This window comes from Mycobacterium vicinigordonae (genome assembly GCF_013466425.1).
GTDB classification, from domain to species: domain Bacteria; phylum Actinomycetota; class Actinomycetes; order Mycobacteriales; family Mycobacteriaceae; genus Mycobacterium; species Mycobacterium vicinigordonae.
Genome location: NZ_CP059165.1, coordinates 5,914,198 through 5,940,728 on the forward strand (window position 1 = coordinate 5,914,198; position 26,531 = coordinate 5,940,728).

Consider the following 26,531-nt stretch of genomic DNA (forward strand, 5'->3'; position numbering starts at 1 on the left):
AGCGGCCGACCTGCCTGCTGCGGCGTTACAGCGACGAACCCGCAGCTGCCTGCGTCAATTGCCGCAAAATGGCCGAGCAGAAGGCGTCCAGATCTTTCGGCGATCGGCTGGTGATCAGGTTGCCGTCCACCACCACTTCTTCGTCGGCCACCCGGGCGCCGGCGTTGCGCAGATCGGTGCGGATGCTCGGATACGAGGTCAGATTGCGGCCGGCGACCACACCGGCTTCGACCAACGTCCATGGCCCGTGGCAGATCGCCGCGACCGTCTTACCGGAGTCGACAAAATCGCGGACGAACGCGACAGCGGAGTCGTCCAGTCGCAGTTTGTCGGGATTGACGGTGCCGCCGGGCAGGATCAGCCCGTCGTAGTCGCCCACGGATGCACCCGAAACAGCCCGATCAACGGGAATCGTTCCGGCCGGCTCCAAATCGTGGTTGCGTGCTTCGATCTCGCCGTCTTTCAGCGACAGCAACTCGACCTGCGCGCCCGCCTTCGTCAGCTCGTCGCGGGGACGCTCCAGTTCGATCTTCTCTACGCCGTCGGCGGCCAAGATCGCAATCTTCCTGCCAGTCAAGTCGTTCGACATGATTTGTGCTCCTCTATGGGTTGAGCACCACCTTGGTGCAACTCTCCTGCTTGTGTTTGAAGATTTCGTACCCGTGCGGGGCCTGATCGAGCCGCAGATGATGACTGATGATCACGGTGGGATCGATGTCACCGCCGCGAATCCGCTCGAGCAGAGGTCGCATATAACGCTGCACATGGCACTGCCCTGTCCGAATGGTGAGCGAACGGTTCATCACCGCACCGATCGGGAACTTGTCCATCAGACCGCCGTACACCCCGACGATCGAGATGGTACCGCCGTTGCGGCAACTCATCACGGCCTCCCGAAGGGCATGTGGCCGTTCGGTTTCCAGTCGGACAGCCTGCTTTACCCGGTCATAAGTGTCCACCACGGAAGAGCCGTTGCGGGCCTCCATGCCGACAGCGTCGATGCACTTGTCGGGCCCGCGGCCGGCGGTCAGGTCACGCAATTCGTCCAGCACTGACGTTTCCGCGAAATTCAGCGGTGTCGCACCCAGGCGCTGTGCGAGTTCAAGCCGGTACGGCACCCGGTCGATCGCAATCACCTGCCCGGCGCCCAACAGCAGCGCGCTCACCATCGCGAAAAGGCCGACAGGTCCGGCGCCCCACACCGCGACCACCTCGCCCGGCGCGATATCGCACATCTCGGCCCCCATGTAACCGGTGGGCAGAATGTCGGAAAGGAACAGTGCCTGGTCGTCGGTGACGTCCTCGCCAATCTTCAGTGGACCTACGTCGGCGAACGGCACCCGCACGTATTCCGCTTGCCCGCCGGCGAATCCGCCCAACATGTGCGAATAGCCGAACAGGCCAGCCGGCGAATGGCCCATCAACTTCTCGGCGATTCCGGCGTTCGGGTTGGAGTTCTCACATAACGAATACAGCTCGTGCTGGCACGCCGAACAAGCGCCACAGGCGATCGGGAAGGGAACGACAACCCGATCACCGATCGCTAGGTTTGGCACGCCCTTGCCGACTTCGACAACCTCGCCCATGAATTCGTGGCCTAGCACGTCGCCATGCTTGACGGTGGGGATGTAGCCGTCGTAGAGGTGTAGATCCGATCCGCAGATTGCCGTCGAGGTAACCCGAACGATGGCATCGCGGTCATTGAGTATCGTGGGGTCCGGAACAGATTGCACTTCAACGCTATTGCGTCCCGCCCAAATCGTGGCTTTCATGACTACCCTTCCCTGCCGACCGGCTGGGCGGCTTGCTGGTGCAGCTGACGTTTTGCCACGGTGCCCTCGGGTGATCCGTCGGAACGAATCACCTGGCCCGTTTCCAGGATCTGTTTGAAACGCCGCAGGTCGTCGTTGACTTGCTGGTCTGGCGATTCACCGAGCAGTGCCGCCGCCGCCTTGCCCAGCGCACGCCCCGGCAGCTGATATCCGATGGTGACGCGGACTTCGGTGCCATTACCCGAGTTGTCGGGCGAGAATTCGACAGTTCCGCTGTTGTCGATGCCCGAGCCCGGCAGCGACTGCCATGCGATGCGCTTGCCTAGTTCGTCCTCGATGATCTGCGCGTCCCATTGCGCCGGCTGCCCGATCGGTGCGTTGGCCACCCAGTGCGTCCGTCCGTCGCCGCCGTCGGTAACCGATTGGAGGTGATACATGAAGCGGGGCAGGTTGGCGAAGTCGCGCCAGAATCCGTAAACCTCGTCGGGAGAGCGCATTACGGTGATGGCCGCACGTAGGCAATCATGCCTTTGGTTGTCGGCGTGACGTGGATGTGCATCGCCGAGACTGGTGCGCAACGCGGCGTACAGGTCGACGCCACCGATGACAGCGAGTGCCATCCCTGCGACGATGCCGCGGCGACGTCTCCCCGAGGCGCGGCGTGCGACACCCGCCGTCAGCACCGCGACGTCCAGGACATCTCCGGCGACCCTGGTCCACGCCCATCGCGGCGGACCGGCCAGAAGTGCTGCGCCATGCCCGCATTCGCGTACGCCGAGTGCTCTGATGACCGCCCGTGACCGTCGTGTGGCGTCGACGCCGGCGACCGCGGCGACACTCGAGGGCGCCAGGATTTCGGACAGGCCCAAGCCCAAACTGGCTACGCCTAACCCCTTTACGAGGATCGCGGTCCTGTTCGTTGCGGAATCATTCATCGCCAAGCGATACCCGCGCGTTGGTCACCCAAACTCGCTGTCCTCAGTTCGACGCCACCCGCAGCGCGTCGAGCAGTGGCTCGGCGGCTTCTTTCAAGAACAATTCCTGATGCTCGCCGCCGATCTGAATGAGCGCAATGTCACTGAAACCAGCCTCCCAGTAGGGCTTTACCGCCTCCACGATCGCGTCCAGATCTGGCCCGCAGGGAATGCTGTCGGCGACGTCCTCGGGCCGCACGAACTGGGTCGCGCCGGCGAAGCCGGCCGGGGTGGGCAGGTCGGCATTGACCGTCCAGCCACCCGCGAACCATCGGAACTGCTCATGCGCGCGCTCGATCGCGGCGTCGCGATCGGGATCCCAGCACACGGGTATCTGGCCCACTACGCGTCCCGCGCCGGGCGGGCCACCACTATGCCGAGCCGTATACCAGGTGTCCACCAAGTCCTTGTCGGGTTGCACGGCGATCAGATGGTCGGCGAGCTTGCCGAACTTCTCCACGCCTTTCGCGCCGGCCATGGCCACTCCGATCCCGGGCGGCGCTTCGGGCAGATCCCACAGTCGCGCGGAATCGACCTGGAAGTACTCACCGCGCCAATTGACCAGTTCGCCGCCGAACAGCTCGCGGATGATCTTGATGGCTTCCCGCAGCATGTCCTGCCGGCGCTCGACGGCCGGCCAGCCCTTGCCGACAACGTGTTCGTTGAGATTCTCGCCGCTACCCAGACCGAGGGTGAATCGCCCGTCGGCAAGGATCTGCACGGTGGCCGCCTGCTGTGCGACGACCGCCGGGTGGTAGCGCATAGTCGGGCAGGTGACATAGGAGTAGAGGTCTACCCGTTCAGTGACATGCGCCACCGCTCCCAGCACGGCCCACGCATTGGGCGCGTGGCCCTGCGTTGCCAGCCACGGCGAGAAGTGATCGCTGCAGACCTCAAAATCGAAGCCCCGCTGCTCGGCCGTAACCGCATCGCGCACAAGCTGTTTCGGGCCGCATTGCTCCGTCATCAGGGTATAGCCGAACCGTGCCATATTCCCCGGGTACCCCGGGCCGGGGGCCGCAAACGGGCGCCATGTTCACAACGGAGGCGGGTTTGCGGGCAAATTCAGCCCATGTCGACCCAGGTCGTCAGGGCTAACGCCCCACTACCGGACATGACGAACAGGATCACATCGAACGGGCGAAGACGCGGAGGTTCCGCAGCGCCGATCCGAATCTCGCGAGCGAGCAGGAAGAGCGGACCTACGGGGGCGCTCAGAGCCGATCTTTTGCGGCCGCCGACAACCGCGAACCGTCTGCCTTCCCCTCGGCGATGCCAGTGGCCACCTTCATCACCTGGCCCATCTCCTTCATGGTGGGCCGATGGCCGAGCGACTCGGCGACCTGGGCTATCGCGGTCTCGACGACGTCGACCACCTCAGCGTCGGTCAGCGGCGTCGGCAGGTATTCGTCGATGATCCGCGCCTCTGCGTGCTCGTTGGCGGCCAGCTCACCGCGTCCGTTCTGGGTGTAAATCTGGGCCGCCTCGCCGCGTTTGCGCGACTCTTTGCCGAGCACTTTGAGGACTTCATCGTCGGTGAGCTCTCGAGCTTGCTTACCCGAGACCTCCTCGGTCTGGATGGCGGCCAGCAGCATGCGCAGCGTCGCCGTCCGTAACTTGTCCTGCGTCTTCATCGCCTCGGTGAGGTCGGTCCGAAGCCGTGCTTTGAGTTCCGCCATACCTGAGACGCTAGACCTACCTCGCTACACCTACGTTGAGAAATGCAGCGACCGCCGACAGGATGGACAACATGACCGACGACGACAGCCGCTTCGGACTGTGAGCACGCTGCCGCCTGCTTCCCCGGGAGAGCCGCCGCCGGCCTACGGCCCGCTCCCGGCATACGCGACCCCACTGCCGCGCTACGGTCCCCCACCGCCCGGCTACCAGACTCCACCGCCGGGCTACCAAGTCCCACCTCCCGGCTACGGCGCCCCACCGCCGGGCTACCAAGTCCCACCTCCCGGCTACGGCGCCCCACCGCCGGGCTACGGCCCCCCGCTGGCGCCTGGCTACGGTCCCCCGCTGGCGCCGGGTGCGGCCAAACCCGGCATCATCCCGCTGCGGCCGCTGACGCTCAGCGACATCTTCAACGGCGCCGTCAGCTACATCCGCGCCAACCCGATGGCCACGCTGGGTCTAACCGCGGCGGTGGTCGTCGTCGTGCAGGTCATCTCGCTACTGGCCACCATCGGGCCGATTACCGCAATCAGCAGATTCGACTCCAGCCAGTCGAACGCGAGAGCCGGTGCGATGGGTGCATACCTGGCCTCGCTGGCCGGCGGCGCCCTCGTCGCCTGGCTGGGCGGCATCCTGGTCAGCGGGATGTTGACCGTAGTCGTCGGGCGGGCGGTGTTCGGATCCCCGATCACTATCGGCGAGGCCTGGGCGAAGGTGCGCGGTCGTCTGCTTGCACTGCTCGGGCTGGCCTTGCTGGAGGCCACGGGGTTAGCGGTGATCGTCGGGCTGGCGGTGGTGATCCTGGTGGGTGTCGCGGTGGCAGCCAACGCTGGCATTGCGGTCCTGGTCGGGTTCCCCGTACTGCTCCTGATGCTGGTGCTGCTGGCGTACGCCTACACAGTCCTGATTTTCGCCCCAGTACTGATCGTGCTGGAAAGAATGCCGGTCTTCGACGCCATCACACGATCATTCGCGTTGGTGCGCAACGGCTTCTGGCGCGTATTGGGCATCCGCCTGCTGGCTAGCCTGGTGGTGGCCGTGGTCGGCGGCGCCCTCTCGGCACCCTTCAGCATCGTCGGCGAGATCGTGACTATCGGCAACGCGAACCTCACTGCGCTTCTCATCGGCGCGACGTTGACGACCATCGGGAATGCGATCAGCCAGATCGTCACCGAGCCCTTCCTCGCCGGGGTGGTGGTGCTGCTGTACACCGACCGCCGGATCCGTGCCGAGGCGTTCGACCTAGTGCTGCAGACCGGCGCGGCTGGTGGACCCGCCGCGCTGGCGTCTACCGACAACCTCTGGCTGACCCGGCCCTTCTGACGGAAAGCAAACGGTGCCCGCCATAGACATCGACCGCGATGCCGCCCACGAGGCCGCGCAACGCGAACTGAGCAAGCCGATCTACCCTAAGCACTCGCTCACCGACGAGATTTTCGCCAAGGTCAGCGAGTTTCTGTTCCGGGTCCTGCAGAAGACCTCGTCGGTGCCCGGCGGCTGGTTCACCGTCACCGTCCTGTCCATCCTGGTGGCGATCGCCCTGGCCGCGGCGATTCACCTCGCCCGACGCACCATGCGCACCAACCGCGGCACCGACTACGAACTGTTCGACGCCGGTCAACTGACCGCGGCCCAGCATCGAGCGACCGCAGAAAGCTTTGCCGCCGAAGAAAACTGGTCAGCGGCGATTCGACACCGACTTCGCGCGGTCGCCCGCGAACTGGAAGAGACCGGCGTGCTGAGCCAGGTTCCCGGCCGCACCGCCAACGAGCTAGCCTCCGACGCCGGTGCGGCGCTTCCTCATCTGTCGGGCGAATTGACGCAGGCGGCAATGGCTTTCAACGACGTCACATACGGCGAACGACCCGGTACGCAGGCCGGGTACCAGATGATCGCCGACCTCGACGACCACCTCCGCTCGCGGGTCACCGCCGTCTCGACGGTGCAACAACCCGCGACAGCGAACTCTTGGGCGCAGATCCGATGACCGCCACAGCGCCCGGAGTATCCAACGGGGTCGCGCGGCCACGACGCCCGTGGCGCGCAATCGTGTTGGCGCTGACTGCCATCGCGATCGTCGCTACCATCACCACCTACCTCACCGCGCCGCGTCCCGGCGGCACGATGGACCCAGAGGCCACCAGCTCGTCGGGGGCACACGCCCTGGTGGCGCTGCTGCGCGATCACGGCGTCGAGGTCGTTGTCGCCGACACCCTCGACGACGTCGAACATGCGGCACGCCCCGACACGCTGGTGCTGGTGGCCCAAACCCACCATCTGAGCGACAACACCCTGCTGGCGCGGCTGGCCAAAGTCCCCGGTGACCTGCTGCTGGTCGAGCCCACCGCTCGCGCCCGCACAGCGTTGACGCCGCAGCTACGCGCCGGCAGTGCAGACAAGTTCGCCACCGAACCTAATTGCTCTTTGCCGCAAGCCAATAGGGCTGGCTCCGTGAACTTCGGATCGAGTAACGCCTACCGGGCCAGGGGTGAACTCGACCTGGTCAGCTGCTACGGCGGGGCGCTGGTCAGCTACCGCGACGGGAACCGAACCGTCACGGTGGTGGGCAGCAGCCAGTTCATGACCAATGACGGACTGCTCGACCAGGGCAACGCCGCGTTGGCGATGAACCTGGCCGGCATGCGGCCGCGCGTCGTGTGGTTCGCACCCCAGCATGCCGAAGGGCACACGTCGTCGCACAACTCGATCATGGATCTCATCCCGGACAACGTGACGTGGATGATCTGGCAGTTGTGGCTGGTAGTTGTGCTGGTGGCAGTGTGGAAGGGCCGACGGGTGGGTCCGCTGGTCGCCGAGGACTTGCCGGTCGTGGTCCGCGCTTCGGAAACCGTCGAGGGCCGGGGTCGGCTGTACCGATCCCGTCGGGCCCGGGACCGTGCCGCGGACGCCCTGCGCACCGCGACGCTGCAACGTCTGGTCCCGCGGCTCGGTCTAGGCCCCAACTCGACCCCGCCATCGGTGGTGACGACCGTTGCGCAACGCTGCGGGGCAGACCCGGACTTCGTCCAGTACCACCTGTACGGCCCACCACCGAACAACGACAGCGACCTCAGAAATCTCGCTCTCGCGCTCGACGATATCGAAAGGCAGGTCACCCACTCGTGACACAACCGGATCCGGCACGCGAAGCACTGCTGGGCTTACGCAACGAAATCGGCAAGGCCGTGGTCGGGCAGCAAGGCGTGGTCAGCGGCCTGGTCATCGCCCTGCTCTGCCGCGGGCACGTGTTACTGGAGGGCGTTCCCGGAGTCGCCAAAACGCTGATGGTCCGGGCGCTCGCCGCGGCCCTGCAACTGGAGTTCAAGCGGGTGCAGTTCACCCCGGACCTCATGCCCGGCGACGTCACCGGGTCGTTGGTGTACGACACCCACACCGCGGAGTTCGCCTTCCGGCCCGGCCCGGTGTTCACGAACCTGCTGCTGGCCGACGAGATCAACCGCACCCCACCCAAGACCCAGGCCGCGTTGCTGGAGGCGATGGAGGAGCGTCAAGTCAGCGTGGACGGGCAGCCCAAACCGCTACCGGACCCGTTCATCGTCGCCGCAACCCAGAACCCGATCGAGTACGAGGGCACTTATCAGCTACCCGAGGCGCAGCTGGACCGTTTCCTGCTCAAACTGAACGTGACGCTGCCACCGCGAGACGCCGAGATCGCCATCCTCGGCCGGCATGCGCACGGTTTCGATCCGCGTGACCTCTCCGCCATCAAACCGGTGGCCGGCCCGGAGGAGCTGGCGGCCGGGCGAGAGGCGGTGCGCCAGGTGCTGATCGCCGACGAGGTCCTCGGCTACATCGTCGACATCGTCGGGGCCACCCGCTCGTCGCCGGCCCTGCAGCTGGGCGTATCGCCACGCGGTGCCACCGCGCTGTTGGGGACCGCTCGGTCCTGGGCGTGGCTGTCGGGACGCAACTACGTCACTCCCGACGACGTCAAGGCGATGGCCCGTCCGACGCTGCGGCACCGGATCATGCTGCGTCCGGAGGCCGAGCTCGAGGGCGCCACACCGGATGGCGTGCTCGACGGCATCCTGGCCTCGGTCCAGGTCCCACGGTAATGGTCCTGACCGGGCGAACCGGGTTGCTGGCGCTGATCTGCGTCCTGCCGATCGCGGTATCGCCTTGGCCGGCAAAGGCTTTTGTTGCCCTGCTCGTGACGCTGACAATATTGGTGATTGTCGACATGGCGCTGGCGGCAAGCCCGCGGCGACTGCGATTCACCCGTTCGCCGAATAGTTCGGTCCGGCTCGGCCAGACCACCCAGGCCCGCATACTGATTCACAACAACGGCCGGCGCCGGTTTCGCGGACAGGTTCGCGACGCGTGGCCGCCCAGCGCGCAGGCCGAACCGCGCGTGCACCGACTGGCGATTGCGGCGGGTCAGCACCAGCAGCTCGACACCCAGCTGACTCCGATTCGTCGCGGCGACCAGCGCGCGACCGTGGTGACGGCGCGATCGATCGGTCCGCTAGGTCTTGCGGGACGGCAATATTCACAGCCGACGCCCGGTAAAGTCCGGGTGCTGCCGCCGTTCCTGTCTCGCAAGCATCTGCCAGCACGGCTGGCCAAGCTGCGGGAGATCGACGGGTTGCTGCCCACCCTGATCCGTGGCCAGGGAACCGAATTCGACTCGCTGCGTGAGTATGTCGTCGGTGATGACGTACGGTCCATCGACTGGCGGGCCAGCGCGCGTCGCACCGACGTGATGGTCCGCACCTGGCGGCCCGAACGAGACCGTCGCGTCGTGATCGTTCTCGACACCGGGCGGATGGCGGCGGGCCGGGTCGGGGTCGATCCGACCGCAAGCGACCCGGCCGGGTGGCCCCGGTTGGACTGGGCGATGGACGCCACACTCTTGTTGGCGGCGTTGGCCTCTCGCGCCGGGGATCACGTCGAATTCCTGGCCCACGACCGGGTGAGCCGGGCCGCGGTGTTCGGCGCATCACGCACCGAACTGCTGGCTCAGCTGGTCGACGCGATGGCTCCGCTGCAGCCTGCGCTGATCGAATCCGACTGGCGGGCAATGGTTGCCACTATTCTGCGGCGGACACGACGGCGGTCGCTGGTGGTGTTGCTGACCGACCTGAACGCAACCGCGCTCGACGAGGGGTTGTTCCCGGTGCTCCCGCAGTTATCGACCAAGCATCATGTGCTAGTGGCGGCGGTGGCCGACCCCCGCGTCGACCAGCTTGCCGCCGGTCGTTCCGATGCCGCGGCAGTGTACGACGCTGCGGCGGCCGAACGCTCCCGCAATGAGCGGCGGGCCATCGCCTCCCGGCTGCGCCGCAGCGGGGTGGAAGTGGTCGACGCGCCGCCGTCGGAGATCGCGCCCGGACTGGCCGACCGCTATCTGGCGATGAAGGCCAGCGGCCAGCTCTAACACCGCGCCCAACGTGAGTTCCGCGACGCCTCAGCGGCATGTCCCGTCGGGAGATTCACTTTCGGCGCGGGGAAGGGCGAGGTCAGCTCAGGAAGTGGGGACGAGGTCGGGTGCGTCCTCGATGTCCCCGGTCTCTCCGGCGGCCACGCCACGCCGGCCGAAGTAGACAATGTACGACAGGAACGTTACTTCGGCCAGCACGCCGATGCCGATCCGCGCGAACGTCGGCAGCGGCGACGGCGTCACCAACGCCTCGATCAACCCGGATACCAGCAGCACACCCACCAGCCCGACGGCCACCGAGATGACGCCGCGTCCCTCCTCGGCCAGCACCTGGCCGCGCGGCCGATCCCCCGGCGCAATCACCGACCAGCCCAGCCGCATTCCGGCCCCAGCGGCCAGGAACACCGCGGTCAGCTCAAGCAGCCCGTGGGGTAGCAGCAGCCCTAGCAGCAGTCCGCCCTTGCCCGCGGGGAACATCAGCCCGGCGATCACACCCACGTTCGCGGCGTTCTCGAACAGAATGAATGGGATCGGCAGGCCCAACACGACCGACATCGCGATGCACTTGGCGGCCACCCAGGAGTTGTTCAGCCAGACCTGCAGGGCGAACGCCGCGGCGGGATGCTCGCTGTAGTAAGACTCGACGTCGTGGTTGATCAGTTCGTTGATCTCGGTCGGTGTCCCGACGACGGACTGCACTTCCGGGCTTCCGGCCACCCAGTAGCCCATGACCGTGGCAATGAGAAAGAAGCCCACCGCACTGGCCAGCCACCAACGCCAGGCGCGGTACGCAACCACCGGAAACGACACCGTCCAGAAGCGGACGAAGGTGCTGCTCATCGGCGCGTGCGCGCCCGTGACCGCAGCCCGGGCACGCGCAACCAGGCTGGATAGCCGCCCGGTCACCGTGGAATCCGAGGACGCCGACCGCAGGATCGACAGGTGTGTGGACACCCGCTGGTAGAGCTCGACGAGTTCGTCGATCTCAGCGCCGTCGAGCGAACGCCGCCGCTTGATCAACTGGTCGAGCCGGTCCCACGTGCCCCGGTGGGTCAGCAAGAACGCGTCAACGTCCACTCGGGCAGCCTACCCATCGGCACGGCGGGTGCACCGGCCGAAGCCTGTAGCGTTCCCAGTATGTCCGAGGTGGTCACGGGGGACGCGGTAGTACTCGATGTCCAGATTGCGCAACTGCCGGTGCGCGCACTCAGCGCTCTGCTCGACGTCACCGTGGTGTTCGTTTTCTACTTCGTTGGCCTGATGATCGCCGCCGCGGCGATGTCGCAGATGGACGAGGCGTGGATCGTCGCGTTCATCATCATCTTCACGGTGCTGGCCATGGTTGGCTACCCGGTCACGATGGAGACCCTGACGCGGGGCCGATCGCTGGGCAAGATGGCGCTTGGACTGCGTGTCGTGTCCGACGACGGTGGGCCGGAGCGGTTCAGGCAGGCGTTGTTCCGGGCCCTCGCCGCAGTGGTGGAGATCTGGATGCTGCTGGGTAGTCCGGCTGTCATCTGCAGCTTGTTCTCACCGAAAGCCAAACGGGTCGGTGACTTGTTCGCCGGCACAGTGGTGGTCAGCGAGCGAGGACCCCGCCTGGCGCCGCCGCCCATGATGCCACCGCAGTTGGCGGGCTGGGCGGCTGCACTGCAACTATCCGGCCTCAGCGCTGGCCAGGCTGAGGTGGCGCGCCAATTCCTTTCTCGGGCAATGCAACTCGATCCGCGGCTACGTGAGCAGATGGCGTACCGGATTGCCGGTGACGTGCTCGCGTGCGTCGCGCCTCCGCCCCCGCCCGGCGTGCCACCCCAGCTGGTACTGGCCGCAGTACTGGCTGAGCGACACCGGCGCGAGCTGGCCCGAATGCGTCCGGCCGCAGCGCCGGTGGCAGCACCGGCCATGGTCCCACCGAATTGGCCCCCACCCATGCCACAGGGCTGGCCACCTGCGCCGATTCCGGCACAAACCTCGGCCACCCAGCCGCAATCTCAAGCGCCTCCTGAAGCGTCGGACGTCGGCGGCTTCGCCGCGCCGAGCTGAACCGGCGAAAAGTTAGAACTGCGCCACGCTGACCGCGAGAAATGCGACGTCGGCGACGAGCAGCGCTAATCCACCGAGCGGCACCACTACACCTGCGCGCCGCTTGGCGGTGAACACCGAGACGACGATCACCAGCAGCGCCACCACAGGTGGGCCGTAAAACGCTACGTCGAAGTTCAACCCGGCACCCAGATGCGGACAGCGACTCTCGGTACAGGAATCGGTACTCATCACCGCCCCCAGCGCGAAAAGCATCACAATGGCGGACGCGGGCACTGTGAGCAGGGCCAACACCCAGTTGACCCGCGCCCGAGCCTTGCCCCGGTGGTCCCCGGCCGGATCGCTGTCACGGCTGGGACCTGTATGCATCGCGAGGTCGCGATTGTTCCCAGTCATGGGTCACTTGCTACCCGGCCGCACTGGGTTGCAAACAGGAGGCATCCGAAATTGAGAGGCTCCCGACGTTGCATCGCGTTAGTTTACGATATATCGTGATAGTCGCAAACACATCGGAGTGCGTCGGTCGGCGCCTCCCCGAGCCTTAGAAGGACTACCAACATGAACACCCCATTCACACCTCCCGCCGGCCCTTTCGGAACCCAAGGGTTCGGCTTCGGACCCGGACACCGCCGTGCGTTCCACGGCGCCAGGCGGCAAGCCCGCCGGGAATTCCTGGAGAACCTGCGGGAAAACGCCGATGGACACGACGGACCGTTCGGCCCCGGCTTCGGCGGCCCCGGCTTCGGGCCAGGCGCCGGCTTCGGCGGTCCTGGCTTCGGCTTCGGCCGGCCAGGGTTCGGCGGCCCGCGGGGCGGAGGCCGTCGCGGTGGCCGTAGCCGTCGCGGCGACGTCCGCGCGGCCATCCTGGTGCTGCTCGCCGAGCGGCCCATGCACGGCTACGAGATGATCCAGCAAATCGCCGAGCGCAGCAACGGAATCTGGAAGCCCAGCCCGGGCTCGGTGTACCCAACGCTGCAACTGCTCGACGACGAAGGATTGATCACCGCAAATGAAACCGACGGCAGCAAGAAGCTATTCGAGCTGACCGACGAAGGCCGCAACGCCGCGGAAAAGGTCGAGACACCGCCATGGGACGAGATCGCCGAAGGCGTGGACCCGGCGCACATCAACCTCCGCACCGCTGCGCGCCAGCTGTTTGGCGCCGTCGGGCAGTCAGCCCAGGCGGCAAGCACTGAGCAACAGCAGCGCATCGTCGACGTGCTCAACAATGCGCGCCGCGAGATTTACGGCATCCTCGGCGAAGACTGAGATCCGACAACCCGGCAGCGGGCCCTGGACGAAGACGAGCTCAAGACACGTCAACCCAGTCCAGGGTCCGCTGCACCGCCTTCCGCCAGCCCGCATAACCCTGCGCGCGTTGGTCGTCGTCCCAAGTCGGCGTCCAGCGCCGGTCCTCCTGCCAGTTGGCGCGCAGCTCGTCGGGACCACTCCAGAAGCCGACCGCAAGGCCCGCCGCGTAGGCAGCACCCAACGCGGTGGTCTCCGCGACCACCGGGCGCACAACGTCCACCCCTAACACGTCGGACTGGATCTGCATGCACAAGGCGTTGGCCGTGATACCGCCGTCTACCTTCAAGATCTCAAGGCGCACACCGGAATCAGCCGCCATCGCGTCCACCACGTCGCGGCTCTGGTAGCAGATCGCCTCCAATGTCGCGCGGGCAAGGTGCGCGTTGGTGTTGAACCGCGACAACCCGACGATCGCGCCGCGCGCGTCGGAGCGCCAATACGGGGCGAACAGCCCGGAGAACGCCGGGACGAAATACACCCCACCGTTGTCCGCGACCTGTCGCGCCAGCGACTCGCTCTGCGCGGCCCCGCTGATAATGCCGAGCTGGTCACGAAGCCACTGCACCGCCGATCCCGTTACCGCAATCGAACCCTCGAGTGCGTACACGGGTTTGGCACCACCGAACTGATAGCAGACCGTGGTCAACAGCCCGTTCTCGGAGCGCACAATGGTTTCGCCAGTGTTCAACAAAAGGAAATTGCCGGTGCCATAGGTGTTTTTGGCCTCGCCGGAATCCAGGCACACCTGACCCACCATCGCGGCGTGCTGGTCGCCCAGCACCCCCGCGATCGGCACCTCGCCACCGATGGGACCGGCTTCCGCGGTGACACCGAACGGTTCCAACGGCGAGGAAGCTTCGATCTTCGGCAGCATCTCCCGCGGGATGTCGAACAGGGACAGCAGCTCGTCGTCCCAATCCAGCGTCTCCAGGTTCATCAGCATGGTTCTGCTCGCGTTAGTCACATCGGTGGCATGCACGCCCCCTCGCGGACCGCCGGTCAAATTCCACAGCAGCCAGCTGTCGGCAGTACCAAACAACGCCTCGCCACGCTGCGCGGCCTCGCGCACCCCGTCGATGTTCTCCAAGATCCACTGCAACTTTCCGGCCGAGAAATAGGTCGCCGGCGGCAGACCCGCCTTGCGGCGGATCACGTCGCCACGCCCATCACGGTCCAGCGCCGTAGCGATGCGGTCGGTGCGGGTGTCCTGCCAGACAATCGCGTTGTAGTACGGCCGGCCGGTCTTACGGTTCCAGACCAACGTCGTCTCACGCTGATTGGTGATACCCAGTGCGGCAATGTCTTTCGCAGCGATATTGGACGAGTTCAACGCCGTCATCAACGCCGAGACAGTGCGCTCCCAGATTTCCACCGGGTTGTGCTCCACCCAGCCCGCACGGGGCAGGATCTGGTCGTGTTCGAGTTGGTGACGGGCCACCTCGGCGCCGCCGTGATCAAAGATCATGCACCGAGTGCTGGTGGTGCCCTGGTCGATGGCTGCGATGAAGTCTGAGGACTCGGCCAACGAAGGTCTCCTAGGGGCTGGCGGCGGACACTATGTGCAATCGTCCATGATTGCTCATGTGGCCATTGACATCGAGCGGATGCCACGCGGGGGACCCGGCGCGTCGCGGCTAGACCGCTGGCTCGAGACCGACCGGCTGGAGTACATCGACCGCGCCGATGTCGAACGCAGGAAGCGTGCGGCGATCCGGTCCCTGGACCGAATGGGCAGACTGTTCGGTTTCCACAACACAATCGCTCGCGTCGTACTCGACGAAATCCCCGCTGTCCCGGCACCCCGGATCCTCGAACTCGGCGCCGGCCACGGTGGATTGTCGCGAACGTTGCTGGCAATGCACGCCAATGCGCAACTGACCATCACCGATATCGATACCTCTCTGGTGGCGTCGATCGGCGCCGGCGACCTGGGCTCGCATCCGCGGGCCACCGTCTGCGCCATGGATGCCACCGCCATCGACTTGCCGGACGACAGCTACGACCTCGCGGTTTTCTCGCTGTCCCTACACCACCTGCCCCCGACGGCGGCGTCGAAAGTATTCGCCGAAGGGACCCGCGTCGCGCGAAAATTGGTCATCGTCGATCTGCCTCGGGCGGCGCCGCCGCTACACCTGGTCAGGTTGGCGCTCGTCATGCCGTGGATGATGTTCCCTTGGTCGCATGACGGCGTGATCAGCTCGCTACGGTCCTACAGCCCGTCGGCGCTGCTGGCGCTGGCGCAGCACGCGGACCCCGGGATCGACGTCTCACTGCGGGGCGGACGAGTCTTTCACAGCTCGCGTCGCCCGCTGCCCCAGATCGCGGTCGCCGCCGCTAAGCCGGGCCGGTTGCGCAGCGCCTGGTAAACCTGTTGCATCGGCGATGTGGGTGACGAAGTCAAACACGTCACGTATGACCGGCAGCAACGACGGGCATACCGACGCAAGGTGCAACTGTGTCTGGATGTCTTCGAGACAATGCTCGCCCGGACACCCTTCGATTTCGAGCAGCCGCTCACCGGCATGGAGATCGAATGCAACTTGGTGGACGCAGACTACCAGCCGGCGATGTCGAACCGAGTCGTGCTGGATGCGATCTCTGACCCCGCCTACCAGAGCGAATTAGGCGCTTACAACATCGAATTCAACGTGCCGCCCCGCATGCTGCGCGGGCACACCGGACTGGAACTGGAAGCCGAGGTCCGGTCCAGCCTCAACGACGCGGAGATAAAGGCCAACGCACGCGGCTCGCACATCGTGATGATCGGCATACTGCCCACGCTGATGGCTGAACATCTGCATGACAATTGGATGAGTGAGTCGACGCGCTACACGGCCCTCAACGATTCGATCTTCGACGCCCGCGGCGAAGACATCCCGATCGATATTTCCGGCCCGGAACCGCTGAGCTGGAAGGCCGCCTCCATCGCACCGGAATCCGCTTGTACCAGTATGCAATTGCATCTACAGGTAGCCCCAGACGACTTCGCCGCAAACTGGAATGCCGCACAGGTTCTGGCCGGTCCCCAGCTGGCGCTGGGTGCCAACTCCCCCTACTTTTTCGGCCACCGACTCTGGGCGGAAACGCGCATCGAACTGTTCACTCAGTCCACCGACACCCGGCCCCAAGAGCTGAAAACCCAGGGCGCGCGACCCCGGGTGTGGTTCGGCGAACGTTGGATCACCTCCGTCACCGATCTCTACCAGGAGAACATCCGCTACTTCCCATCGTTGCTACCGGAATTGTCCGATGAGGACCCGGTCGCCGAACTCGCCGCTGGGCGGTGTCCGCAACTGTCCGAGTTGCGGTTACACAACGGCACCGTCTACCGGTGGAACCGGCCGGTGTACGACGTCGTGCAGGGTCGTCCGCATCTGCGGCTGGAGAATCGAGTCCTGCCGGCCGGCCCGAGTGTCATAGACATGCTTGCGAATTCAGCGTTCTTCTACGGCGCGCTTCGGACCATGTCAGAAGACCGGCAGCGGGTCTGGTCAGAGCTGAATTTTGCTGCGGCACAGCATAATTTCCTGAAGGCCGCTCGGCATGGCATCGAGGCAAGGCTGCAGTGGCCGGGCCTCGGCGAAGTCGGCGCACGACAACTCGTGCTCGACACTCTGCTGCCGATGGCTCATGAAGGGCTACGGCGGTGGGGCGTCGACACTGAGGTGCGTGAGCACTTCCTCGGCGTGATCGAGGGCCGGGCTAAGGCCGGACGTAACGGCGCGAGCTGGCAGGTCTTGACCGTCGGCGCACTCGAAGACAGCGGGATGACCCGGCCGCGGGCGCTCGCCGAGATGCTGCGCCGCTACTGCGAGCACATGCACGCCAACGAGCCGGTACACACTTGGGATACGCATCGGCTCAGCTGAATTCGTCACAAGTCAGCTTGACAGTATTGCCGGACCGCTCGACATTGGTCTGGGTATGCGACGGGCGTACGTTGGGAGTCATGTCTGAGGTAATGGATTGGGACGACGCATATAAGCAACAGGGCGCCTTCGAGGGCCCGCCGCCATGGAACATCGGCGAACCTCAGCCGGAACTGGCCGCGTTGATCGCCGACGACAAGATCCGCAGTGACGTGCTGGACGCTGGCTGCGGGTACGCGGAACTCTCGCTGACGCTGGCCGCCCACGGCTACACCGTGCACGGCGTCGACCTCACCCCGACGGCCGTCGCGGCGGCCACCGAGGCCGCACGGGAACGCGGACTGACAACCGCCACTTTCGAACAGGCCGACATCACCTCGTTCGGCGGACACGACGGACGATTCTCCACCGTGATCGACAGCACGCTGTTTCACTCGCTTCCGGTCGAGGGCCGGGACGGGTACCTAAGTTCGGTGCACCGGGCGGCCGCGCCGGGGGCCGCGTTTTACGTGCTAGTGTTCGCCAAGGGCGCCTTCCCTGCCGAACTGGAGACGAAGCCCAACGAGGTCGACGAAGACGAATTGCGCAGTGCGGTCAGCCAATACTGGGAGATCGATGAGATCCGGCCGGCGTTCATCCACGCCAACATGCCCGAGCTGCCGGACGCTCCAGCGTGGCCGCACCCGCGGGACGAAAAGGACAGGGTCATGATGCCCGCCTACCTGTTGACGGCCCACAAAGCGGATTGAAAGTTCGCCTTCTCGACTCAGTAGTTCTGCAGGAGGATCCCGGCGAGGTGGGAACCAATGTTCTGCAGGCCTGACACGAAGCTGCTTACGTTGGCCGGCAGCGTCCCGATGTTGTTGATTCCCGAGACAGCGCTGCCCAGAACCCCGATACCCGAGGATCCTTCGCCGAAGACGTTGTAGCCCGATGCGCCGAGGAGCCCCAACGGGTTGCCGCTCCAGAAGCCCGAGACACCCGTACCGTTGTTGAAGAAGCCCGAGCTGTTACCCCCACCGGTGTTGAAGAAGCCTGACGTGGTGAAGATGTCGTCGGTGGTGTTGCCGAAGCCCGGCGTCGGGGGGATCTGGAATTCGAAGAGCTTCTGGCTCGGTAGATGGATGCTGGGAATGTAGATGTCGGGCAGGTTGAAGGCTCCGATCCCCAGGGGCGGGATGACCAATGGCGGCGTCTGGAACTCGGGCCAGCTGATCTGCGGCAATGTGAACTGGCCGATGTGAATGGGTGGGATCGCGATTGCTGGCAGGCTGAACGCATCCGAATTGATCAGCGGCAAGTCGAATGCGCCGAGTGAAATCGGCGGAATTCCCACCTGCGGCAGTGAGAACGCCGACGAGGTGAACTGCGGAAGCAGGAACTGGCCGATCCCGATCGATGGGATGGTCAACGCCGGTGTTTGGAACTCTGGCCAACTGATCTGCGGCAGGTCGAAGCTGCCCAGCTCGATCGGCGGGATCGTCAATGCCGGTGTGGAGAACGCGGGCCAACCGACCTGCGGCAGGTCGAAGCTGCCCAGCTCGATCGGCGGGATCGTCAATGCCGGTGTCGTGAACTGCGGCCAGCCGATAGTGGGCAGGTCGAAGCCGCTCACACTTATGGGATCGATCGTGATCGACGGGATATTGAACCCGGACAGCCCAATGGACGGGATTATGTAGTCGCCACCGTTATTACTGATATTGATGGTCGGTAGGGTCATCGCGCCAATAGTGATGCTCGGGAAGGTGAACGCGCCGATAAAGCTACCCGAACTGAGGCCCAGGGATATCGGGATATTGAATGATTGGAGCTTGATGTCATAATTCGGGGCCACGAGATTTCCGGTGACGAGGCTAATCAGTGTCTGACCGCCACCCGCGATGTTGATGAAAGGATTGATTGTCACTGCGGGAAGATTGATCTGCGGAACGGTTACCGTCGGCAAGCTCCACCCAGTAATCGTGATCAGTGGAGATTGAAGTGGCGGTATAATGATCTGGGGTAGTTGTATACCCGGGACCGCAATATTCGGCGTTGTGATCGATGGCAGGTTAAAGCCACCCACGTGAACTCCGGATGGCGAGGTGTAGGCAGGGATCGTGATCGATGGAATACCGATCGAAGGCAGGCTGAAGTTACCGATATTGACGCCCGCCGGAGTGGTGTAGGCGGGAATGTCGATCGACGGAATACCGATCGACGGCAGCCCGAAAGCACCGATGTTGACGTTGGCGGGCGTCGTGTAGGCCGGAATGGTGATCTGCGGGATGGTGATCTGCGGCGTGCTGAACGCTCCCACTAGTGCAGTTACGGGCGAGGCGAATTCGCCGATGTCGATCGGCGGAATAGTGATCTGTGGCAAGGCAAAGGCGCCCACTAGGACACTCGGCGACGCAAACGCTCCGATATTGATCGGCGGAATGTTGATGGCAGGTAGGTCGAACGGGAAAACATTGATGTTCGCCGGCGTCGTGTACGCGGGAATGGTGATCGGCGGAATCACGATCTGCGGCGTGTTGAATGCACCCACCAAGATGGCGGAGATGTCGACCGGAGGGAGTTGGATATCGGGCGTGGTGATCGCGAAGACGACTCCGCCTTGCCGGTCTCCAGTCCAGCCGATCCCGTTGTTCATATTGCCGGTGTTGAGCGCACCAGTGTTGTAATTGCCCCAGTTGGAGTAACCGGTATTGGTGTTGCCGATGTTGAAGCTACCCGTGTTGTAGGAACCGGGATTGAAGTCGCCAGTGTTGTAATTTCCGGCGTTGTAAGTACCGGTGTTGGCGATACCTGTGTTGAACGCACCGGAGTTTACAAACCCGGGATTAAGGAATCCGGTGTTGGCTATCCCGGAGTTTCCGATACCAGTGTTGAAGCTTCCTGAGTTGAAAAGGCCGTAGTTTCCGTTTCCGGAGTTGAAGAAGCCGATGTTATTGGTGCCGGAGTTGCCGAAGCCAATATTGCCGCTACCGGAGTTCAGGCCGTTGAAATGGAACTGGCCGGATGCCATATCATAGTAAGCATTACCCAGTCCTACCAGATTATTACCGGTAAGTCCGAAGCCGATGTTGAAGTTACCATTGTTGCCAAGACCCTTGTTGCCGAGACCGATGTTTCCAAACCCGATATTAGACGTGCCCAGGTTGCCGGCACCGATATTCCAGCCGCCCAGATTGGCGGTACCGAAGTTAAACTGGCCGAGGTTTCCGTTGCCGATATTGCCGTTACCGACGTTGCCGAACCCGAAGTTGTTCGCACCGACATTCGCCAGGCCCAGCGTGAGCTGAAGTGTCGGTGAGGCTGCGGCCGCACTCGACACGCTGGACAGTTGAGTGGTGATACCCCCTAGCAATCCCTGGAGTGGCATGGTGAATTCCGTCAACGCGGCTACGGCCGCCGACGCACCGGCGTGGTAGCCGAACATCGCGGCCACATCCTGCGCCCACATCGACTCGTACACGGCCTCTGCCGCAGCAATCGCCGGTGCGTTCTGCCCGAACAGGTTGGACATTACGAGCTGCACGAAACCCGAGCGATTCGCCGCCACGGCCAGCGGATGCACGGTCGCGGCCACCGCCGACTCGAAGACACTGACCACCGCTTTGGCCTGCGCTGCCGCGCCGGACGCCTGCGTGGCCGCTTCGCTCAACCACCCCGCGTACGGTAGCGCCGCCGACGCCATCGCTACAGACGCCGGGCCCTGCCAGGCCTGACCAGTCAACCCGGATGTCACCGAAGTGAAAGATTCTGCGGCCGTGGCTAATTCGACGGCAAGGCCGTCCCATGCGGAGGCTGCCTCCAACAGCGGACCTGGTCCCGCGCCGGTGAATAGGCGCAGCGAATTGATCTCGGGTGGCAATATTGAAAAGTTCATCGAGCACCTTCCACCGAGTTCCGGCAAAGCGATTTGGAGCAGGAGCGGGAGGTGTCCACCCGTTGACTCCAATCCGTACCGAGCGAGAAGTTACTCCACACACGCGCAATATGCACCAAAACCAGTGAGGTGTTTTCACGACTTCTTGCGCGGAACAGCTACTCCGGGCCGCGTGACGGTCTCGTCAATTTTGAGCAGCGGTCGCCGCCGTGGCTTCGATAAGCGCTTCGGCGAACATCTCCAGCTCATCAGCGGTGGTGTCGACGTGGGGTGAGATACGCAGCACCGGTGCCGTCAGCTCCAGCGGCGCCCGCGGTATCCCTGCGAAGGTGGTGAGGATGCCGCGCTCAGCAAACAACCAGGACCGCACCACCTCGGGATCGGCGCCGTCCAGTGGCGCCAATGTGGTGATTGCGCTGGGCTCCTCGACCTCCTCGACCACCGCCCAACCCGGCACGTCGGCGAGCAGCCCGCGCGCTATCGCACCCAACTCGGCCAGCCGAGCACGCACCTGTTCCGGTTCGCACGAAAGATATTCACCAACTGCCACCGAAAACCCCACCCGCGCAGCAACATTCGCTTCACCGAAGCCGAAAGGCAATGGCAGGCGCGGGGTCAACCCCGCCAGCAGCTCGGGCCGCCCGACCAACACCCCCACCCCGCGCGGCCCGGCGAGCCACTTGCGCGACGACGAATAAGTGACATCGGCGCCCACCGCGCAATCGATTTGCCCCAAGGCCTGAGCGGCGTCCACCACGAGCGGCACCCCTAGCTCCCGGCACAACCTGGCCACCATCGCCAGTGGCTGCACGATGCCACGGTGACTCGCCACCGGGGTGAGGTGCAGCAGGTCGGGCGGGTTCTCCTCGAGCTCCAACGCGGCGTCGTCGAGCGCCAGCCGGCCGTCGCCGAGTGTCGGCAGCCGCCGCACCTCGAACCCATGCGCCTCCATCACGGCCAGGTTCGGGCCGTACTCGCCGGGCAAGCAGGCCAACGTGCGCTTTGCCGTGGGCCAACTGCCCAGCAACAGATCCAGTGCGTCTAGCGAACCGGTGGTGAAAACCACAGTGGCCTCCGGAAGGCCGCACAGCGACGCGACCGCGGCACAGCCCGCATCCAGCACCGGCGTGGCCGCCTCGGCCGCCACGTAGCCGCCAACCTCAGCCTCGTGCACGGCATGCCGGGCGGCCGCGTCCAGTGCGGTGAAGCTCTGCCGCGAGCAGGCCGCGTTGTCCAGGTGCAGACCCGCGAACGGTGGGCGGGCCGCCCGCCACCTCTCAGCCAGCGGTTCAACCATTTCCGCCGCCGCTCATTTGGTGGCCAACGACAAACCGAAGTCCCCTGCGGCATCGGTCCACCACCGGGTGGCTTGCAGGCCGACTGCTGCCAATTCGGCGCGAACCGCATCCGGACGAAACTTGCACGACACCTCGGTCAGCATCTCCTCGCCCCGGTCGAAGTCAACGGTCAGATCCAGCGCCGCGACCCGCACCCGCTGCCGGCGAACGGACCGCAGCCACATCTCGATGCGTTCCTGTTCGGCGTTCCACCGGGCCACGTGCTGGTAGGCGTCGACATCGAAATCGCCGTCGAGTTGCCGGTTGATCACCGCCAGCACATTGCGGTTGAACCGTGCGGTCACACCGGCGGCGTCGTCATACGCCCGGACCAACCGTTCGGCGTCCTTGACCAGGTCGGTGCCCAGCAACAGGCTGTCTGCAGGCCGCATCACGTCCGATAAGGTCGCCAGAAACTCCGCGCGCGGGCCGGGAGTCAGGTTGCCGATCGTGGAGCCCAGGAACACAAACAGCCGGCGGCCGCCGTCGGGGATCTCGGTCAGGTGTTCCTCGAAATCGCCGCAGACAGCTTTGATCTCGATGCCTCCGTATTCGCGCTGAATGGCACCAGCGGCCGCGGACAAGACTCCGGCGTCGACATCGAACGGCACGAACCCGCGCAACACCCCGCGCTCACGCAGCGCATCGAGCAGCATCCGGGTCTTCTCCGAGGTACCGCTGCCCAACTCCACCAGCGTGTCGGCCTGGCTGGCGGTCGCGATCTCGGCGGCGCGGGCGCGCAGAATGGCGGCCTCGGTGCGCGTCGGATAATACTCCGGCAGCCGGGTGATCTGATCGAACAGCTCGCTGCCAGTGTCGTCGTAGAACCATTTGGGCGGCAACGATTTCGGTGTCTGCTGCAGTCCGACGAACACATCCCGCCGTAGCGCGCGCAGGGCGGCGTCTTCGGCAAGGTGATTCGACAGTGTCAGCGTCATCGGGATCCTTTCGGCTTGTGGTCCAGCGGACTCACCGTCACGCCGCCACCGTCGACTTGCACCAGGTGGCGATCGGGGACATCTTCCCAGGCGGGATCGTCGTCGTAGGGCTCGCTGGCCAGTACCACGCCGTCGTCGCGGCGCAGACTGTACAAGGTATCGCCCCACGTGGTGGCGAGCAGCCGAGAACCGTTGGCCGCCAAGATGTTCAGCCTAGCCCCCGGGTCGGCGGCACCGATCGCCGTGATGGTCTCGCCCAGGGCGTCCAGCCCGTTGGCGAAGATCGTCGCGGCCAGAACCGCACTATCACATACCGATTCGGCTTGGACGGTCAGTGGCAGCACGGCACGGTCGACGACACCGTTGTGCGACATCAGCCATCGCCCGTCGGTGAACGGCGCGGTCGCGGTGGCCTCGAGCGGCATCCCGACCGTCGCGGACCGCACCGCCGCCACCATGCAATGAGTGTGCAGCGCAGGAGCAATCGAGGCGAACGAGCTGTCCCCCCACAGTGGCGCCGCGCTGCGCCACCGGCGTGGTGTACCGCCTTGCGACAACGAATCGAAGAAGCCCACGCCCCAACCGTCCGCATTCATCAGGCCGTGTTTCTGTCGGCGCGGCGCGTACGCCTGCACCCGCAGACCCTGCGGCGGATCGAGCACCAGCGAGGAAATGGCGACTGGAGCGCCGAGCCAGCCCAGGTGCCGGCACATCAGACCGACCACGCAAGGCGCACGCCGGAGAAAATTTGGCGACGGTACGGGTGGTCCCAGTTGCGGAAGCTGGGCCGCAGGATAGCCGACTCCACCGCCCAGGATCCCCCGCGCAGCACCCGGTAATCACCGCCGAAAAATGGCTGAGAGTAGCGCTCGTAGATCATCGGCACGAATCCGGGCCACGGCCGCAACGGCGAGCTGGTCCATTCCCAGACGTCGCCCAGCATCTGCTCGGCGCCGTACGCCGAAGCCCCGGACGGGTACGCGCCGACCGGAGCCGGGCCCAAAGCCGCACCGCCCAGGTTGGCGTGGTTGGCGGACGGCGCCTCGGCGCCCCAGGGGTAGCGACGGCGGGAACCCGTCGCCGGATCCCAGGCGCACGCCTTCTCCCATTCGATCTCGGTGGGCAGCCGGGCGCCGGCCCACGACGCGAAGGCCTGTGCCTCGAAATAGCTGACGTGCTGTACCGGTTCGTCGGCGGGAATGTCCTCGACCTGGCCGAACCGGGTGCGGGTGCCGGCGTTCCAGAACTGGGGCGCCGTCAGGCCTGCCCGCTCCCGGTGCTGCCAGCCGCGGCTGGTCCACCAGCGCGGTTGCGCGTAACCGCCATCGTCGACGAATTGGCGCCACTCGCCGTTGGTGACCGGCACTCGGCCGATCCGGAAGGCCGGAACATCGACCACGTGCGCCGGGCGTTCGTTGTCCAGCGAGTACGGCTCGTCGGCGGCGTCAACGCCCAGGACGAACGGGCCACCGGGCACCAACACGGCCGTCCCCGCCACACCTGCGCGGCCCGCTGGCAGCGTTGCGGCGTCCCGCAGCAGCGGCGCTCCAGTGCGCAGATTCAATGCCTGCAGCATGGTTTCGACGTGCTGGTTCTCGTGGCTGACGACCAGGCCGAACTGGAAGTCGTCGGCGTCGGCCGGCAGCGTGCCCAAGGCGTCAAGTGCGGCCGAACGCACCGTGCGGCAGTACGTCCTGGCCTCCGTCGGAGACAGCAGCGGCAGCTGCACGCGGCTGGCGCGGGAATGCACGAACGCGTCGTAAAGCTCCTCCACCCGCGGCGGCAACAGCCCCGGCCGATCCAGGCTGCCGCCGCGCAGCAGCCACAGCTCTTCTTGCTGGCCGATGTGCGCCAGGTCCCACACCAGAGGGCTCATCAGCGGGTCGTACTGCCGCCGGAGTTCGTCGTCGTCGAAGTCGACCAACCGCAGCGTGCGGTCGCGCGCCCGCTCCAGCTCGCCGGCAAGCCGTTCCCGTGCGGTCACGGCTCCCCTGCCGCTACCCGTGCGACCGTGGCGGCGATGCCGTGCTCGACCACTTGGTCGGCGAAGTCGTCCGCCGGGCTGCGTCCGGTTTCGACGTTGCGGATTAGTTGCCGCATCCCGTCGGCCAGCGACGCCGGCGCCCGCTCGGCCGCGATGCCCACGCACCGGTTGGCGGCGGTCCACAGCCGCCGATCCCGCAGCCCGAGCCGGGCCGCGATGTCCCAAGCCGTCGCGACCGGTTCGACGGCTTCGGCCGCCAGGTCAGCGGCGAACGGGTCGTCGAGCAGGGTGGTCAGCATGAACACCAACGCCGGCCAGATCGTCTCGGGAACGCTGTCCAGGTAGCGGATTTCCAGCCACTGCCGCGGCCGGACCGGCGGAAATAGGGTGGTCAGGTGGTATTCGAGGTCAGCGACGGTGGGACGACGGTCCCCGAGCAGCACCAGACCGTCCACCCAATCCGTGAAGGCGACGTAATGCGTGACCGGCACGGCGTCGGGGGCGTGCACCATCATCACGGGAGCCTTGAGCGCATACCGAGCCCAGTCGGTAGCGGGATCGTCGCCGCTGACGGCCAGGATGGGCCCGCACCGCGCGGAATCCATCTGACCCCACACCCACTGACGGGTGGACTGCCATCCGGAAAACTCGCCACTGAGCATCGGTGAGTTGGCGGCGATCGCGATCATCGTCGGCCCCAGCGCGTGGGCCAGCCGCACCCGCGCGGCCCATCCTGCCTGCGGACCCGCGTCGAGATTGACCTGGATCGACGCGGTCGAAGTCATCATCGCGGCGCCCGCCGCGCCGCTGTGGCTGGCCGCGAAGAACTGCTCCATCGCGCGGTAGCGGGCGCCCGGGTTGATCCGCGCGGGCGCCCGAAGCGGGTCGGCGCCGAGGAACACCAGCCCAAGCCCGGCGTCGGCGAACGCGGAGCCCAGCACCGCCTGATCGGTGCGCATCGCCTCGATGGCCGACAGCACGCCGTCGGCGGGCGGGCCTGAAAGTTCCACGGCACCACCGGGTTCCACCGTTACTGCGCTGCCGCCCGGCAGCTGCCGCAACCACTTGAGGACGTCGGCGATCTCGTCCCATCCTGGCCGGCGGTGCGGATGGCCCGGGTCGAAACAGTGCGCCTCGACCTCTAGACCGACCTTGCCCAGTGGGCCGTCGACCAAGCAACCTTCTGCAATGTGGCGGGCGGCGGCCGCCGAGCCGGTCAGCTCGGTGTCTATCAGCTCCAGCTGCGACGCTACGGCTGCGGGGTTGGTGGTGGCGATGCGTGTCATGTCACGCTCCCTCCGGGGCAGCTGGGCGCGCAGCTATCGGAACGATAACCACCATCACT

At 65.5% G+C, this 26,531-nt stretch carries 24 protein-coding genes; 10 read left to right on the forward strand and 14 right to left on the reverse strand.

Annotated features, from left to right (window positions below):
• Positions 1 to 25 precede the first annotated feature (25 nt).
• The 5 genes from H0P51_RS26575 to H0P51_RS26595 all read right to left on the reverse strand — a co-directional run bounded on the left by H0P51_RS26575 (position 26) and on the right by H0P51_RS26595 (position 4,425).
• Positions 26 to 589, reverse strand: a complete 564-nt coding sequence (locus tag H0P51_RS26575) for a type 1 glutamine amidotransferase domain-containing protein (RefSeq protein ID WP_180915764.1) — start codon at positions 587 to 589, stop codon at positions 26 to 28.
• Positions 590 to 602: 13 nt separating this feature from the next.
• Positions 603 to 1,772 (reverse strand): zinc-dependent alcohol dehydrogenase, encoded by a 1,170-nt coding sequence (locus H0P51_RS26580; RefSeq protein ID WP_180915765.1) that lies wholly within the window; start codon positions 1,770 to 1,772, stop codon positions 603 to 605.
• Between the two features lie 2 nt (positions 1,773 to 1,774).
• Entirely contained in the window at positions 1,775 to 2,707 is a 933-nt protein-coding gene (locus H0P51_RS26585; protein WP_180915766.1) for an SRPBCC family protein, read from the reverse strand.
• A 43-nt stretch (positions 2,708 to 2,750) separates the two neighbouring features.
• Positions 2,751 to 3,737, reverse strand: a complete 987-nt coding sequence (locus tag H0P51_RS26590; protein WP_180915767.1) for an LLM class F420-dependent oxidoreductase — start codon at positions 3,735 to 3,737, stop codon at positions 2,751 to 2,753.
• A gap of 223 nt (positions 3,738 to 3,960) precedes the next feature.
• The gene (locus H0P51_RS26595; RefSeq protein WP_180915768.1) at positions 3,961 to 4,425 is read right to left on the reverse strand and encodes a GatB/YqeY domain-containing protein; all 465 of its coding nucleotides are present in this window, start codon (positions 4,423 to 4,425) and stop codon (positions 3,961 to 3,963) included.
• Between H0P51_RS26595 and H0P51_RS26600 the strand changes: the two genes are divergently transcribed.
• Genes H0P51_RS26600 through H0P51_RS26620 form a run of 5 tightly spaced genes read left to right on the forward strand, consistent with a single transcriptional unit; the run spans position 4,424 to position 9,824 of the window.
• Positions 4,424 to 5,749 (forward strand): DUF7847 domain-containing protein, encoded by a 1,326-nt coding sequence (locus tag H0P51_RS26600; protein WP_180919246.1) that lies wholly within the window; start codon positions 4,424 to 4,426, stop codon positions 5,747 to 5,749. The genes H0P51_RS26595 and H0P51_RS26600 overlap by 2 nt on opposite strands.
• 13 nt (positions 5,750 to 5,762) lie before the next feature.
• The gene (locus tag H0P51_RS26605; protein ID WP_180915769.1) at positions 5,763 to 6,413 is read left to right on the forward strand and encodes a DUF4129 domain-containing protein; all 651 of its coding nucleotides are present in this window, start codon (positions 5,763 to 5,765) and stop codon (positions 6,411 to 6,413) included.
• Positions 6,395 to 7,552: a DUF4350 domain-containing protein gene (locus tag H0P51_RS26610; RefSeq protein WP_425488930.1), complete on the forward strand. Its 1,158-nt coding sequence runs from the start codon at positions 6,395 to 6,397 to the stop codon at positions 7,550 to 7,552. Before H0P51_RS26605 ends, H0P51_RS26610 begins: the two co-directional genes overlap by 19 nt.
• Positions 7,549 to 8,502, forward strand: coding sequence for an AAA family ATPase (locus H0P51_RS26615; RefSeq protein ID WP_180915771.1), 954 nt, complete (start codon positions 7,549 to 7,551; stop codon positions 8,500 to 8,502). Before H0P51_RS26610 ends, H0P51_RS26615 begins: the two co-directional genes overlap by 4 nt.
• Positions 8,502 to 9,824 carry a DUF58 domain-containing protein gene (locus tag H0P51_RS26620; RefSeq protein WP_180915772.1) on the forward strand — a complete coding sequence of 441 codons (1,323 nt, stop codon included), beginning with the start codon at positions 8,502 to 8,504 and terminating at the stop codon, positions 9,822 to 9,824. The genes H0P51_RS26615 and H0P51_RS26620 overlap by 1 nt, the downstream gene beginning before the upstream one ends.
• A gap of 87 nt (positions 9,825 to 9,911) precedes the next feature.
• On the opposite strand, the gene H0P51_RS26625 is transcribed toward H0P51_RS26620, so the two are convergent.
• Positions 9,912 to 10,904: a stage II sporulation protein M gene (locus H0P51_RS26625; RefSeq protein ID WP_180915773.1), complete on the reverse strand. Its 993-nt coding sequence runs from the start codon at positions 10,902 to 10,904 to the stop codon at positions 9,912 to 9,914.
• A gap of 60 nt (positions 10,905 to 10,964) precedes the next feature.
• Here H0P51_RS26625 and H0P51_RS26630 point away from each other — a divergent pair, with 60 nt between their 5' ends.
• On the forward strand, positions 10,965 to 11,870 hold the full coding sequence (locus H0P51_RS26630) for an RDD family protein (protein ID WP_180915774.1): 906 nt from the start codon (positions 10,965 to 10,967) through the stop codon (positions 11,868 to 11,870).
• Positions 11,871 to 11,882: 12 nt separating this feature from the next.
• On the opposite strand, the gene H0P51_RS26635 is transcribed toward H0P51_RS26630, so the two are convergent.
• Positions 11,883 to 12,266: a hypothetical protein gene (locus H0P51_RS26635; protein WP_246398235.1), complete on the reverse strand. Its 384-nt coding sequence runs from the start codon at positions 12,264 to 12,266 to the stop codon at positions 11,883 to 11,885.
• A gap of 162 nt (positions 12,267 to 12,428) precedes the next feature.
• On the opposite strand from H0P51_RS26635, the gene H0P51_RS26640 reads away from it, so the two are divergent.
• Positions 12,429 to 13,139, forward strand: coding sequence for a PadR family transcriptional regulator (locus H0P51_RS26640; RefSeq protein ID WP_180915775.1), 711 nt, complete (start codon positions 12,429 to 12,431; stop codon positions 13,137 to 13,139).
• A gap of 40 nt (positions 13,140 to 13,179) precedes the next feature.
• Here H0P51_RS26640 and glpK read toward each other — a convergent pair whose 3' ends face one another.
• On the reverse strand, positions 13,180 to 14,646 hold the full coding sequence (glpK, locus tag H0P51_RS26645) for a glycerol kinase GlpK (RefSeq protein ID WP_246398924.1): 1,467 nt from the start codon (positions 14,644 to 14,646) through the stop codon (positions 13,180 to 13,182).
• A gap of 106 nt (positions 14,647 to 14,752) precedes the next feature.
• On the opposite strand from glpK, the gene H0P51_RS26650 reads away from it, so the two are divergent.
• From H0P51_RS26650 to H0P51_RS26660, 3 genes are all read left to right on the forward strand, one after another.
• Complete coding sequence (locus H0P51_RS26650) at positions 14,753 to 15,547, forward strand: class I SAM-dependent methyltransferase (RefSeq protein WP_180915777.1); 795 nt, start codon at positions 14,753 to 14,755, stop codon at positions 15,545 to 15,547.
• A gap of 18 nt (positions 15,548 to 15,565) precedes the next feature.
• Positions 15,566 to 17,050 carry a glutamate-cysteine ligase family protein gene (locus H0P51_RS26655; RefSeq protein ID WP_180915778.1) on the forward strand — a complete coding sequence of 495 codons (1,485 nt, stop codon included), beginning with the start codon at positions 15,566 to 15,568 and terminating at the stop codon, positions 17,048 to 17,050.
• Between the two features lie 80 nt (positions 17,051 to 17,130).
• Positions 17,131 to 17,799, forward strand: coding sequence for a class I SAM-dependent methyltransferase (locus H0P51_RS26660; RefSeq protein ID WP_180915779.1), 669 nt, complete (start codon positions 17,131 to 17,133; stop codon positions 17,797 to 17,799).
• 17 nt (positions 17,800 to 17,816) lie between these two features.
• On the opposite strand, the gene H0P51_RS26665 is transcribed toward H0P51_RS26660, so the two are convergent.
• The 6 genes from H0P51_RS26665 to egtA all read right to left on the reverse strand — a co-directional run bounded on the left by H0P51_RS26665 (position 17,817) and on the right by egtA (position 26,472).
• Entirely contained in the window at positions 17,817 to 20,927 is a 3,111-nt protein-coding gene (locus tag H0P51_RS26665; protein WP_180915780.1) for a PPE family protein, read from the reverse strand.
• Between the two features lie 184 nt (positions 20,928 to 21,111).
• Entirely contained in the window at positions 21,112 to 22,224 is a 1,113-nt protein-coding gene (gene egtE / locus H0P51_RS26670) for an ergothioneine biosynthesis PLP-dependent enzyme EgtE (RefSeq protein ID WP_180915781.1), read from the reverse strand.
• A gap of 12 nt (positions 22,225 to 22,236) precedes the next feature.
• Entirely contained in the window at positions 22,237 to 23,202 is a 966-nt protein-coding gene (egtD, locus tag H0P51_RS26675) for an L-histidine N(alpha)-methyltransferase (RefSeq protein ID WP_180915782.1), read from the reverse strand.
• Positions 23,199 to 23,915, reverse strand: coding sequence for an ergothioneine biosynthesis protein EgtC (egtC, locus tag H0P51_RS26680; protein ID WP_180915783.1), 717 nt, complete (start codon positions 23,913 to 23,915; stop codon positions 23,199 to 23,201). The genes egtD and egtC overlap by 4 nt, the downstream gene beginning before the upstream one ends.
• On the reverse strand, positions 23,915 to 25,186 hold the full coding sequence (egtB, locus tag H0P51_RS26685; RefSeq protein WP_180915784.1) for an ergothioneine biosynthesis protein EgtB: 1,272 nt from the start codon (positions 25,184 to 25,186) through the stop codon (positions 23,915 to 23,917). Before egtB ends, egtC begins: the two co-directional genes overlap by 1 nt.
• Positions 25,183 to 26,472, reverse strand: a complete 1,290-nt coding sequence (gene egtA, locus H0P51_RS26690; RefSeq protein WP_180915785.1) for an ergothioneine biosynthesis glutamate--cysteine ligase EgtA — start codon at positions 26,470 to 26,472, stop codon at positions 25,183 to 25,185. The genes egtB and egtA overlap by 4 nt, the downstream gene beginning before the upstream one ends.
• Positions 26,473 to 26,531: the final 59 nt, after the last annotated feature.